This window comes from Roseovarius sp., assembly GCF_965228755.1.
GTDB lineage: Bacteria > Pseudomonadota > Alphaproteobacteria > Rhodobacterales > Rhodobacteraceae > Roseovarius.
The window spans coordinates 1,378,743-1,391,036 of sequence record NZ_CBDDIG010000005.1 but is presented as its reverse complement, the minus strand read 5'-3'; the positions used below and the strand labels follow the sequence as shown (position 1 = coordinate 1,391,036).

The window sequence follows — 12,294 nt, the reverse complement described above, 5'->3', positions numbered from 1 at the left end:
TTTTGCCAAGATTGACTCATTTCTATCCTTGTGGGTGACAACCAATGGAGAGACGCCATGCCCAAGGACAAGACACACGCTTCGCTGCCGCTTCAGGCGCGCCAGCCCGGGGGCGGCACGCAGCCGCTGGAGAACTGGGGGATCGACTCGGAATACGGGGTGCTGCAGGACGTTCTGCTGGGCCCGGTCGAGACCTTCGGGCACATGGACAACACTGCCTTCAGCTCGATCTACCGCGAGACCGCGCGGACGGGGCGCGCGTGGGATCACCAGGCCGCCGTGCGGCAGTATCGCGAGATGTGCGAGGCCTACGAGGATGCGGGCGTGACCATTCACACGATGCCGCAGGACGAGCACCTGAAATACGGGGTCTATGCGCGGGATTCCAGCTTCATGACGCCGTGGGGCGCGGTGATCACCCAGATGGCCAACCCGCGCCGCCGGGGCGAGTATTCCGCCGCGCTGCGGTTCTACCTCGAGGCGGGCATTCCGATCTACGACATGGTGAGCGCCGGGAATTTCGAGGGCGGCGATTTCCATATCGTCGAGCCGGGCGCGGTGCTGATCGGCTATACCGGCATGCGCTGTGAAGAGGTGTCGGCCAGGCAGATCGGCGGCTGGGTCGAGAAGGAGGGGTGGGAGGTGCATTACGCCTATATCGACCCCTATTACGTACATATCGACCTGATGGTCTGTGTCATCGCGCCGAAATGCGCCGCTGTCTGCCTCGAGACGACGCCGGAGCACGTGGTGGACTGGCTGAAATCGAAGGGGTTCGAGCTGATCCCGGTGGGGTTCAAGGACACGATGGCGCTTGGCTGCAACGTGATGTCGCTGGGCGATGACCGGGTGCTGTCGCCGGCGGCGAGCAAAGACCTGAACGCCAAGCTGCGGGCCAACGGGTTCAAGGTCTACGACCCGGAAATGGACATGTTCACCATGATGGGCGGCGGCATTCACTGCATGGCGCAATCGCTTCGGCGGGCGCCGGGCTGAGACTTCGACGACAAGAAAAATAACAGCAAAACCAACAGGGAGAACAAAATGAAAGAGAGACATATCAATCGTCTGAGAACGCAATTCATGGCCGGCGACATGGACCGGCGGCAGTTCATGCGCGCGCTGCTGGCGACCGGCATGACCGCGGCGACGGCGACGGGCCTGGCCGACATGGCGCAGGCGGCGGCCCCGCAGAAGGGCGGCACGTTCAAGCTGGGCAAGGGGCACGGCCAGACCACCGACACGATGAACCCCGGCACGGCCGAGAACGGCTACATGGTCAACCTGCTGCAGACCTTCCACGGCTACCTGACCGAGGTGGCGCGGGACGGCAGCCTGACGCCGGGCGTGGCCGAAAGCTGGGAGCCGGCGGATGGCGGCAAGACCTGGGTGTTCGACCTGCGCAAGGGCATGACCTTCCACAACGGCAAGGACGTGACGCCCGAGGACGTCATCGCCTCGGTCAACCATCACCGGGGCGAGGATTCGACCTCGGCCGCCAAGCCGCTGCTGGCGGCGCTGACGGATGTGCGGGCCGATGGCGACAGCCGGGTCGTGTTCGAGCTGGACGCGGGGAATGCCGACTTCCCCTTCGTGATGAGCGATTACCACATCCCGATCGGCATGTCGGAGGACGGCGCCGTCGACTGGAAGACCGGGATCGGGTGCGGGGCCTACCGGCTCGACAATTTCGAGCCCGGTGTGCGGTCGGACCTGTCGCGCTACGAGGATCACTGGGACCTGAACAACCGGGCGTTCTTCGATTCCGCCGAGATCATCGCGGTGACGGATACCAACGCGCGGACCTCGGGCTTCATCACCGGGGATTTCGACGCGATCGACCGGATGGACCTGAAGACCGTGGACCGGATCAAGCAGAACCCGGGCGTGAACGTGCATTCGGTGCCCGGCACGCAGCATTTCACCTTCGAGATGATGTGCGATGTGGACCCCTATACGGACGTGAACCTGCGGCTGGCGCTGAAATGGGCGATCAACCGGCAGGAGCTGGTGGACAAGATCCTGTTCGGCTACGGCGCGGTAGGCAACGACCACCCGATCGGGCAGGGGCAGCGGTTCCACAATTCCGAGATGGAGCAGCGGGAATACGACCCCGACAAGGCGCGCCACTACCTGAAGAAGGCCGGCATGGAGAATGTCAGTGTGGAGCTGATGGCGGCGGATGCGGCCTTTGCCGGGGCGGTGGATGCGGCGACGCTCTACCAGAACTCGGCCAGGGAGGCGGGGCTCGACATCACGCCGGTGCGGGTGCCCAATGACGGGTACTGGACGGATGTGTGGAACGTGAAGCCCTTCGTCGCCGTCTACTGGAGCGGGCGGCCGGTGGAGGACCTGATGTTCTCGACCGCCTACCAGAGCGGCGTGCCGTGGAACGGGACGAAATGGGCCAACGAGCGGTTCGACGAGCTGCTGATCGCGGCGCGGGCGGAGCTCGATACAGAGAAACGCAAGGCGATGTATTACGAGATGCAGGAGATCCTGAGCAACGATGGCGGGCTGATCGCGCCGATGTTCGCCTCCTATGTCTTCGGGACGCGCGACAAGGTCGGGCTGCCCGAGACGTTCGCGTCGAACTGGGACATGGATGGCGAGCGCTGCGTGGAGCGGTGGTGGTTCTCGTGATCGGGTGAGCGATTGGTGCAGGACGAGTGGAGGCCGTTCCCCTGGTGGGAGCGGCCTTTTCGATTGGTGACGTGGCGGGGGGCAATGGCCCTACGGGACGGGCCGGCGGCCTGTGGCGGAAGGCCGGTTCAGCGCTCCTGCAAGGCGAGACGAATGCCGAGCGCGCAGTAGATGCTGCCGACGACCTTGCCCTGCCACTTGAGAACCGTCGGGTTGCGGCGGAGGAAGTTGCCCAGGCCACCCGCTGCGACGGAGTAGACGATCGTGCTGAGGAAGCCGATCAGCGCGAAGATGATCCCGAGGATGGTAAGCTGTACGACCACGTAGCCTTTTTCGGGGGCGACGAACTGCGGCAGGAAGGCGAGGAAGAACAGGGCGGTCTTGGGGTTCAGCACCTCGGCGAGTATCGCCTGTCTGAAGGCTTGCGGTGCCGTGATCGGAACGCGGCCCTGGCCAAGGTCGACCGACGCCTTCTCGAAGATCGCCTTCAACCCAAGGAACACCAGGTACGCGGCCCCAAGGTATTTCACGATGGTGAAGAGAGTGGCCGACGCGGCGATGATGGCCGAGATGCCGACCACCGCCATGATGGTGTGGAGGACGTCTCCGGCCGTGATACCGGCACCCGTCGCGATACCAACCCGCGTGCCGGACGTCGTGGCCCGGGCGACCGTCAGAAGGGTGGCGGGCCCGGGGATGAAAACGAAGCCGAGAACGATCAACGAATAGGTGAGCAGCAAGGCAGGGTCGATTATACGGCTTTCTCCACAATCTCTGGAGATTTCAGCAATGCACAGGCGGAGACCGATAACAAGCCCCGGGACCAGGCTTTCCTGCGTCCTGACGAATGAGCGGGATGGGCTTGAGGTGGTCCTTGCGGTTCCGGCCTGTGACCGGCTTGGGAGTCCGGGTGTCCTGCAGGGCCGTTTTTCGAGGGGAGCGGCGTGGTCAGCTGGTGATGGTGCGGGGGCAGTGGCCGTTGGGGACAGAGCCGTGGCAGACAGGCGGAGCCCGAAGGGGTGTTCGGAGGGGCGCGGGGGATGGTGTCGGGGACGGAGGTGATGAGCTCAGGGGGCGGGGAACTGGCATTCGCCGCACTCGCAAGTTATCGAGCACCCACCCGCGTAAGCAGACATTGGCAACGCTCATGCATTCACAGATGACACTTTTGAATTTCGGATGATGCAGTCTATCGGCCCCACTAACCTTTCAATCGCCTGATTTTCCGGCAATCATAATTTGTACGAACGCACAGTTCAGAGATCCAAGGCAGACAGAGGGCCAGATGAACTATCCGGCAACAACTCCCCAGAAACTTCTCAGTGAGTTTTTTTCTATAATTGAAGAAAAGTCTGAAGTAGTCATTTCCCTGACCAAGGGAGCTTTGAAGGGCCTAGAGCTAGAAGCGTGCGCGAAGGCTGAACCACAGCGACTTGAGTTCGAGTGGATACTGCGAGCTCACATCGGAACGATTGAAAAAATACATTATTGCCAAAGGAGCGCCTGCCGTCATCACTCGAACTTATATCGGCGGCGCGGAACCTATTCGAAAATATTGTGTGGCTAAAGCTTTTTGAAGAAAGGTATGAGTGGGGCGGCCGCTTCTATGGAATTTTCCTGAAAGAAGACCTCGATGACATTTCCGATTTGCTGCAGAAGTTAGAGAGCGAAATCGCACTGTTTGAGCAGGCTCAAGTGGATGATGAAACTATAACGAATTCGATGATAGCAGAAGTTACTGAAGCAAAAAGCATAGACGGCGACACAACTACGATCATCACAAAGTACGACAGGCTCAGAGAAGCCCTCGACCAGCAAGTCAGAAGATCGTTCTCTCTTTATGCAGCAGCTTCAAAATTCAATGGATACACCTACCAGATACACCTTTTGCGCGAAAAAGAGATTCCGAGAATACTCAAATGGAAGGACAAGATCGAGGCTCATCGCAAAGTGTTTCGCACATGGTCGGGTAGCGATTCAAAATTCGATAAACTTTCCAAGAAGATCACGTGGCGACTGGCAGCAAAATCGGTCGGGTTAGAAAGTCAATACGACTATCTCTATCGCCTCTCTAGCCGACTATTACACTCTGGTCCGATGAATATCATCACAGAAAAGAACCTGACCAAGCAGGAGCAAATGGTCCTGTTAGAGTACGTGGTCGTTGCGGTCAGGGATGCCTTTGATCTTGTGGAACGGTTCGATTACCCTGGTCGGTTAAACATGATTTATGTCGAAACTGACTAGGAGCAGAATCCATTGAACCCCTTGCGGCGCTGTTTGAGTATAGCCGATCGGAGAATGCAGACGCCCTACAACTGATTGCGAATGTCAGTGAATGCCGAACACTTCCAGTTCGTCGAATGCTCCGTTTCGCGCCTGCCGCGAATGACCGCAAAGAGTGCTGCGACTGTGCAGCATCTTGAACTGTCAGTGAATGGCGGCTTTCGGTCGATTGCGCTTCGGGTGTACCTGCTACAACACCGTGGAATCTCTCCTCATCGCCGGTGAGGAGAACACAAAGCGGACATTGCGCTACCAGCCCGTTCCCGGCTTACCAGTCGCCGTTACTGCATCGGGCCGTTCCGATAGAGGAACGACCCTTTCAGCGGGCGTTTTCCAGCGTGGTGCGCAGGTGCTTGGCGCTGACCGGTTTCTGGCAGGTCTCGGCGCCGGGGTAGCGGTTGCGGACGTCTTCCTCGAAGATGTGGCCGGAGTGGAAGACGATCGGCACGCCGAGGTCGACGAGCCTGTCGGCCAGCGGGAACACCTCGCCATCCTTCAGGCGCACGTCGAGAAGGGCCACGTCGGGGAGGTCCTTTTCCAGTATCTCGAGGGCATCGGACCGTTTCGCGAAGGGGCCCATCACCTCGAAGCCGAATTCTTCTATCAGGAGTTTGAGGTCCAACGCGACCACGAATTCATCTTCACACACAAGCACCGTTGCTCGATCTTTTTTCTCATTCATTGTTTTCGGGCTCATACACCAAAGTCATTTTACGTTCATTGTCGTTGAACGAAACCGTTACGCTTCCGCCAAGCTGCGCGGCTGCAAGCTCGACCAATGTAGAGCCAAACCCGGTCCCGTTGTCGTCAGGAATAACTCTGCGATCGTGGATCTCGTTCCATATCAATTCCACGGAACCGCTATCGTGCGTCTTCCATGTCACATCCAGCCGGCCCGTCGTGTGACCGAGCACGCCGTATTTCGCGGCGTTGGTGGCCCATTCATGCAGCAGCAGGGAGAGCGAGGTGAGCTCCTGGCTGGTGAGCAGGACCCTGGGGCCGGTGATGCTGGTCTCGGCCTGGCCGCTGTAGGGCTCTAGCGCGGCGCGGATCGCGTCCTCGAGGCGGAGGCGCTTGCCGGTGCGAGAGCGCTGGGTCATGTCGTGGGATCGGGCCAGCGCGTTGATGCGGGCCTGAACGCCCTCGACCAGATCGTCGATGCTGTCGGTGGAACGGCCGGCCATGCGCACCATGCTCGAGATGACCGAGAACATGTTCTTCACGCGGTGGTTCATCTCGCGCAGCATCATCTCGCGGACGGTCTTGGCCTCTTCCTCGGAGGTGACGTCGAAGAGCACGCCGAGAATGCGGGCGGCGCGATGGCCGTTGATGCGCCGGCCGACGACGCGGACAAAACGCTTGCCGCCGTCCCGGTGGGGGGCCGAGACGGTCAGGTCGATGGCGTCGCCCTGTTCGTCGGCGTTGCGGAAGGCGCTCTCGAGGGCCTGCCGATCGGTGGCGCTGGCGGTTTCGAGGAAGTCCCCGAGGTTGAGCACGGCATGTTCGGAGGCGACCAGGGCGCGGCCGGTCTCGTCGAGCTTCAGCTCGTCCGCCGCGGGGTCGTATTCCCACACGCTGAGGGCGGTGACATCAAGCGCCAGGCGAAGGCGTTCACCTTCGTGTTTCAGCGCCTCTTCGAGGCGCAGGGCGTCGGTGACCTCGGTAAAGACGAGGGTGGCCCCGTCAACGTTGCCATTGCGGTTCTGGTAGGGCGTGACGACCAGCGACCACGTGCGCTGTTCCGGGCGGTCGGTCACCCGCATGTAGCGGACCTCGCCGTCACGCATGACGTTCTTGGCGGCGCTCAGCACCTCTTCGTTGTTGCGCAGGCTGCTGGTGACCTCGCTGAGCGGGCGGCCGCGGTCGGTGCCGCGGAAGGGGTAGATCGACTGGATCGCCTCGGTGAAGTTGCGGATCGACATGTCGGCGTCGATCACCACGAGGGGCAGGGCGGTGGAGGCGAAGAAATTGCTGAGGTCGGCGTTGGCGATGGACAGCTCGTCGACCTTGCTCTTCAGCTCGTCGTTGACGGTCGAAAGCTCCTCGTTCGTCGACTGGAGCTCTTCGTTCATCGACATCATTTCTTCGTTGGAGCTTTTCAGCTCCTCGTTCGCCGTCTCGAGCTCCTCGACCGTGGTGTGCAGCCGGACGCGGGTGCTGCGCAGTTCGTCCTCGAGGCTTTGGACGTGGCTGTCCATCGGGGCGAGATCGTCGAAATCCTCGTCCTCGAAGGTTTCGAAGCGGTCGCGGTCGCGCAGGATCAGCAGGATCGAGCCGTCGTCGAGCGGCTCGGCGATCAGGTCGAAGGCCTGCTGGCCGAATTCTGATTTGGCGACGAGATCGCGGGAGATCGTGCGTCTCTTGTTCTTGCCGACCTGCCGGATGATGGCCGACACGGCCTCGCGCACGCCGGGGCGGGCGATGGAGGGGGCGAACCGGTTGGTTTCCTGGTCGGTGCCGTAGTCGAGATACTTGCCGAGGCGGCCCGTGGTCTTGAGGATCTCGCCCGAGGTCGTCACCTGCAGCGTGGCGGGGGCATAGGTGGCGAGGATCCGCTGGACCGCGTCATCCTCGCGCCAGTCGGGTTGCAGCGAGGTCGTGTGATCTTCGCGCAGGCCGGGGCGGCGGGGGGCTTCGGGCCGGGTCTGGCCGCGCAGGTGCAGCGGGTATTCCGGACGCCCCTCGTTGCGCTGGAAGATGCGCGCCGACTGATCGACCTGCCGGAAGGCATTGTCGTGACGGCCGACGGTTTCGGACGGGCCGAGGAAGAGGGTGCCGCCGGGCTTGATCGAGTAGTGGAAGATCGGCAGGGCGAGGTTCTGCAACTGGTCGCCGAAATAGATCAGCAGGTTGCGACAGGACAGCAGGTCGATATTCGAGAACGGCGGGTCGCGCACGATGCTGTGCACGGAAAAGCGGATCATGTCGCGGATGCGGGAGGAGACCTGAAACCGGCCGTCGCGGGCGATGGTATAGGCGTCGCGCATCTCTTCGGGGATGTCGGCCAGCGCCGCCTGGGGATAGGAGGCCTCGCGGGCGATGCGCAGCATCTGTTCGTCGATATCGGTGGCGAAAATCTGGACCTTGGGGGCGCGTTTCTGTTCGCGGAGTTCCTCGGCGAACATCATGGCGATCGAGAAGGCCTCTTCGCCGCTGGAACAGCCCGGTATCCAGACGCGGATTTCATCCTCGTTGCCGGCATTCTCGATCATCGGCTTGATGGCCTTGGCGCGCAGCGCGGCGAAATGCTCGGGATCGCGGAAGAAGCGGGTGACGTTGATCAGCAGGTCGCGGAACAGCACTTCGCATTCGAGCGGGTCGGACCGGACATGCTGGAGATAGGCGTGGGCATCGGCGAGGTCGAGCACCTGGATGCGGCGCTGGACCCGGCGCACGAGGGTGGATTTTTTGTAGCCCGAGAAGTCGTGCCCGACGAAGTTGCGCACGACGCCGCAGATGTCCTTGAGGTTTTCCTCGACCGTGTTGGCGAGATTCCGGTCGACCGTGTCGACGAAGGAATGGGCGTAGAATTGCTGTATGGCATTGACGATCTCGCCCGGCCGTCGGACGAAATCCACGAGCCCGGTGCCCTGGGCCGAGGTCGGCATGCCCTCGTATTTCGCGGTGCGCGGATCCTGCACGAGGCAGAGGCCGCCATGTTCCTTGATCGCGCGCAGGCCGGCGCTTCCGTCGGCGCCGGTGCCCGAGAGGATCACGCAGGCGGCGAAACGGCCCTGGTCGAGGGCGAGGCTTTCGAAGAAATCGTCAATCGGCCTGCGCAGGCCGCGCGGCTGGGCGAAATCGGTGAGGTTGAGCACCGCGTCCTTGATCGACAGCCCGTGCCCCGGCGGGATGATGTAGACGTTGCCGGCCTCGACCTTCTCGCCGCCGGAGACCTGCCGGACGGTCAGCTCGGTGTGCCGGGCCAAAAGTTCCGCCAGCAGGCTTTCGTGGTTCGGGTCGAGGTGCTGGATGACGACATAGGCGAGGTTGCTGCCGGGCCGTGCCTCGGTCAGCATTTCGCGGATCGCCTCGAGGCCGCCGGCCGAGGCGCCGATGCCCACCACGCAGAGGCGGCTCCGGTCCTCTGCCGGGGTTGCGTTCGACGATTGCTCTTCTTCTTCGGAATCTTTCATGATGACAAGCCGGGTGCCGGGGTTAACGGGAATCCGAGAAGGACATGCGGGCGAGGGTCGCCACCGAGTCGGCGATGAGCTGGGCAGAGCCCATCATCGCGTAGCCGTATTCCCGGCCGATCTGTTCGACATCGGTCAGCGCCTGAGATAGGCGGGCGTCGTTCTTCGAGACCTCCGAGCGTTGCATGGCCGAGGTCATGTCGAACTGCGAGGCGAGGATCAGCCTGGCCTGTCCGTCGCCGTCGAAAAGGCGGGACATGAAGACGAAATTGCGGAATTCGCTGCCGTCCTTGCGGTAGTTGGTGATCGGGAAGCGCCCGTTGTCGGCGCCCCGTCCGTGCACGAAATCGTGCAGGGGCAGGCGCTCTTCCTCGGTGGTGTTGGCGCCTTGCAGGAAGCGGCAATTCTGGCCGGTCACGTCCTCCTCGGCATAGCCGGTGAGGGTGCAGAAGGCGTCGTTCACCGCGATCAGCGGTGCATCGCCCTTCGTGGTCGAGACGGCCAGCGCGATGCCGGAGTTCCGGATATAGTCGCCCAGGGCGGGCGGCAGCTCGGTCGGTGACGGCATCGGCTTCAACTCGCTTCGGTAACTACGATGACACGTTTATATTGGTGCGCTCTTTGACAGAGGCAATGGCAGGTTCGGTTTTTGGCCGCGTGCCGGTCAATCGGGGCGACACATCGGGCCTTCGGCGGGGTATAACGCGGAAAATGGCGTCAAGGTTTCATCGGGGCGGCGTCAGGACGTCGAAGTAAGCGTCATCTGTGTCTGGATCACAATGGCGGCGGGCTTGCCGTCCTGGCGCAGGACGGTGGTTTGCCAGATGGTCGTACGGCGGCCGCGATGCAGGGCCTCGCAGCGGGCCGTGGCGGTTTCGCCGATGGCGATGGGGCGGAGGAAGTTGGTCTTGCTTTCCAGCGTGGTGGTGGATTGGCCCTCTGCGAGGTTGATGGCGGCGGCCGAGCCGCCGAGCGCATCGGCGAAGGCCATGATCGCGCCGCCATGCATCACGCCGTTGCGGTTGGCGTGGCGGGGCTCGACGGTCAGGGTGCCCTCGATGCAGTCGGGGGTGCCACGGGTCAGGGTCACGCCCATGGATTTCGGGAAATCGGGCAGGATGGCGTCAAGCTCTTCTCGGGTCATGTGCTGTCTCGTTTGAGGGCGGGGTGCCATCGACATAGCGGGCGGAAGGCGGGTGTGCCACCGGAACCTAGGGGGTCAGGGATCGAGGGTGGCGAGGATGGCGTCGAGCACGGTGTCGTGGCCGTGGTCGTGCATGGGCAGGTGGGAATGGCCGGGTGGCAGGGTGGAGCCGGAGGCGAGGCGGTGGAGGGGCGCGCCGGCGTGGCGGAGCTGGGCCTCGAAGCGGTCCCAGGCGGCGGCGCGGCCTTGCCAGAGGTCGTTGATGTCGAGGTAGTCGCCGGTGACGAGGGTGACGGGCAGGGGGGCAGGCTCGTCGGGCTCGGCCGAGGGTTCGAGGAGGACCAAGTGGGAGAGGCGTGCGCCCTGGGCGATGGCCTCAAAGGCGGGCTCGGCGCCTTGGCTATGGGCGATGAGGATGGGCGCGGGCAGCCGGTCGAGTACCGCCTTGACTGCCGCGGCCTGCTGCGGGGCGGTGGAGAGCCAGCGGGGGGCGAAGGTGGCGGCGAGCGCCGTTAGGCTGTCGCTCGGGAAGCGCTGGCCGGGGAAGGCGCGGCGCGCCGCGAACCCCTCGGGCGGGCCGATGCGGAAGAGGTGCCAGGCGTCCTCGAGCGAGCGCAGCACCGGCTCGCCCGGCCAGAGCCCCGGCATGAACCCGGCGCGGCCGCGCTCGGCGTTGTCGATGACATGCACCTCGTAGCCCTGTGCCAGCAGCATCTGGAGCCAGCCCTGGCGGCCGTCCGGGGTGCCCTCCCACACGGTGCCGGACATGCCGCCGCCATGCAGCAGCACGACAGGCGGCGCGTCGCGGCGGGGCTCGGGGATGAAATACTGCACGTAGGCGTGTTCGACCGCGAAGGTGCCCCTCGGGTCGAAGGTGAGGGTGACATCGCGGGTGACGGGCAGGTCGCGCGGTTGCCCCTCGGTGACCCGGTGCAGTCGGCCGCCGGCGGTGTAGCTGCCGAAATCGCGCAACGTCACGGGGCGGCGCATGCGAGGTCTCCCGAAGGTGATGGCCCGCCCGCGCCGGTGTGGCACGGGCGGGGAAAGTGGATCAGTCCAGCGCCGAGAGGGCCTGGTATTCGCGGTAGCCTTCGCCATAGGCGCGGTAGCTGTCGATGACCCGCTTGAACATCTCGTCCTCGGCCGAGCGTTCGGCGTAGACCTCGTCGGCGGCGGTGCGCAGGGCCTCCATCACGCTGTCGGGAAAACGGGCGACGTTGACGCCGTTGTCGCGGAATTCCTGCAGCACGGGGCCCTGGGCGCCGGCCGCGTGGCCGAGGGCCCAGAGGCTGACCTCGTTGCAGGAGACCTCGATCGCCTTGCGTTGCGCGTCGGTGAGGGCGTCCCACTTGTCCTTGTTCATGTAGAACTCGATGAAGCCCGCGGGCTGGTGCCAGCCGGGGAAGTAGTAGTTCTTGGCGACCTGGTCGAAGCCCAGAAGCTTGTCGACCAGCGGGAAGCTGAGCTCGGTCGCGTCGAGCCGGCCGGTTTCGAGCGAGGTGGAAATCTCGCCCGCCGGGAGCGACATGGCGTTGGCGCCGAGCTTCGACAGGATCTCGCCGCCCAGGCCGCCGATGCGGATGTTGAGGCCCTTGAGGTCTTCGGGGGTGTTGATTTCCTTCGTGTACCATCCGCCCGCTTCGGACAGGATGACGCCGCAGGCCATCGGCACGAGGTTGTAGGGCTCGTAGATTTCGCGCCAGAGCTCGAGCCCGCCGCCGTGGTTGAGCCAGGAGATGTATTGCGTGGGCTCGCCGCCGAAGGGGATGGAGCCGAAGAGCGCGGCGGCCGGTTCCTTGCCGGCGGCGTAGCCCGCGAAGCTGAAGCCCGCGTCGATGGCGCCGGCGCTGACATTGTCGAAGATCTCGAAGGCGGGGGACAGCTCACCGTCGAGGAGGTAGTCGAACTCCACCTCTCCGCCCGTCAGGGTCGAGACGTTCTCGACGAAGCGCTTGGCGGCCGGGTCGAGCACCGGCAGGGGCCCGAAGGCGCTTTGCATCGTGTAGCTTTCGGACTGGGCGGCGGTGGCCGCCAGCACGGCCAGCGCGGCCGCTTTCATTGTGTGTTTCATGGTTTCCTCCCTAG

10 protein-coding genes are annotated in these 12,294 nt (G+C 63.5%); 3 read left to right on the top strand and 7 right to left on the bottom strand.

Features of this window, described 5'->3' with window-relative positions; genetic code table 11:
• The first annotated feature begins 57 nt into the window (after nucleotides 1–57).
• Nucleotides 58–996, top strand: coding sequence for a dimethylarginine dimethylaminohydrolase family protein (locus ACO07J_RS10420; protein WP_422028760.1), 939 nt, complete (start codon nucleotides 58–60; stop codon nucleotides 994–996).
• A 48-nt stretch (nucleotides 997–1,044) separates the two neighbouring features.
• Complete coding sequence (locus ACO07J_RS10415; RefSeq protein ID WP_422028759.1) at nucleotides 1,045–2,643, top strand: ABC transporter substrate-binding protein; 1,599 nt, start codon at nucleotides 1,045–1,047, stop codon at nucleotides 2,641–2,643.
• A gap of 128 nt (nucleotides 2,644–2,771) precedes the next feature.
• Here the strand turns inward: ACO07J_RS10415 and ACO07J_RS10410 are convergent, their stop codons facing one another.
• Nucleotides 2,772–3,383, bottom strand: coding sequence for a LysE family translocator (locus ACO07J_RS10410; protein WP_422028758.1), 612 nt, complete (start codon nucleotides 3,381–3,383; stop codon nucleotides 2,772–2,774).
• A 748-nt stretch (nucleotides 3,384–4,131) separates the two neighbouring features.
• On the opposite strand from ACO07J_RS10410, the gene ACO07J_RS10405 reads away from it, so the two are divergent.
• A complete protein-coding gene (locus tag ACO07J_RS10405) occupies nucleotides 4,132–4,890 on the top strand; it encodes a hypothetical protein (RefSeq protein WP_422028757.1) in 759 nt (252 codons plus the stop codon).
• A 358-nt stretch (nucleotides 4,891–5,248) separates the two neighbouring features.
• On the opposite strand, the gene ACO07J_RS10400 is transcribed toward ACO07J_RS10405, so the two are convergent.
• The 6 genes from ACO07J_RS10400 to ACO07J_RS10375 form a co-directional block, all read right to left on the bottom strand.
• Nucleotides 5,249–5,611 carry a response regulator gene (locus ACO07J_RS10400; RefSeq protein WP_422028756.1) on the bottom strand — a complete coding sequence of 121 codons (363 nt, stop codon included), beginning with the start codon at nucleotides 5,609–5,611 and terminating at the stop codon, nucleotides 5,249–5,251.
• A complete protein-coding gene (locus ACO07J_RS10395) occupies nucleotides 5,604–9,065 on the bottom strand; it encodes a CheR family methyltransferase (RefSeq protein ID WP_422028755.1) in 3,462 nt (1,153 codons plus the stop codon). Before ACO07J_RS10395 ends, ACO07J_RS10400 begins: the two co-directional genes overlap by 8 nt.
• Before the next feature lie 22 nt (nucleotides 9,066–9,087).
• Nucleotides 9,088–9,633 carry a PAS domain-containing protein gene (locus ACO07J_RS10390; RefSeq protein ID WP_422028754.1) on the bottom strand — a complete coding sequence of 182 codons (546 nt, stop codon included), beginning with the start codon at nucleotides 9,631–9,633 and terminating at the stop codon, nucleotides 9,088–9,090.
• A 171-nt stretch (nucleotides 9,634–9,804) separates the two neighbouring features.
• The gene (locus tag ACO07J_RS10385) at nucleotides 9,805–10,209 is read right to left on the bottom strand and encodes a PaaI family thioesterase (protein ID WP_422028753.1); all 405 of its coding nucleotides are present in this window, start codon (nucleotides 10,207–10,209) and stop codon (nucleotides 9,805–9,807) included.
• A 75-nt stretch (nucleotides 10,210–10,284) separates the two neighbouring features.
• Nucleotides 10,285–11,199, bottom strand: a complete 915-nt coding sequence (locus ACO07J_RS10380) for a hypothetical protein (RefSeq protein ID WP_422028752.1) — start codon at nucleotides 11,197–11,199, stop codon at nucleotides 10,285–10,287.
• A 61-nt stretch (nucleotides 11,200–11,260) separates the two neighbouring features.
• Nucleotides 11,261–12,280 carry a TRAP transporter substrate-binding protein gene (locus ACO07J_RS10375; protein ID WP_422028751.1) on the bottom strand — a complete coding sequence of 340 codons (1,020 nt, stop codon included), beginning with the start codon at nucleotides 12,278–12,280 and terminating at the stop codon, nucleotides 11,261–11,263.
• Between the last annotated feature and the right edge of the window lie 14 nt (nucleotides 12,281–12,294).

Bases quoted from the DNA above. Each gene is read 5' to 3' on its own strand.
- ACO07J_RS10390 (WP_422028754.1), bottom strand. From the start codon at position 9,633: ATGCCGTCACCGACCGAGCTGCCGCCCGCCCTGGGCGACTATATCCGG.
- ACO07J_RS10375 (WP_422028751.1), bottom strand. From the start codon at position 12,280: ATGAAACACACAATGAAAGCGGCCGCGCTGGCCGTGCTGGCGGCCACC.
- ACO07J_RS10380 (WP_422028752.1), bottom strand. From the start codon at position 11,199: ATGCGCCGCCCCGTGACGTTGCGCGATTTCGGCAGCTACACCGCCGGC.
- ACO07J_RS10395 (WP_422028755.1), bottom strand. From the start codon at position 9,065: ATGAAAGATTCCGAAGAAGAAGAGCAATCGTCGAACGCAACCCCGGCA.
- ACO07J_RS10420 (WP_422028760.1), top strand. From the start codon at position 58: ATGCCCAAGGACAAGACACACGCTTCGCTGCCGCTTCAGGCGCGCCAG.
- ACO07J_RS10400 (WP_422028756.1), bottom strand. From the start codon at position 5,611: ATGAATGAGAAAAAAGATCGAGCAACGGTGCTTGTGTGTGAAGATGAA.
- ACO07J_RS10385 (WP_422028753.1), bottom strand. From the start codon at position 10,209: ATGACCCGAGAAGAGCTTGACGCCATCCTGCCCGATTTCCCGAAATCC.
- ACO07J_RS10415 (WP_422028759.1), top strand. From the start codon at position 1,045: ATGAAAGAGAGACATATCAATCGTCTGAGAACGCAATTCATGGCCGGC.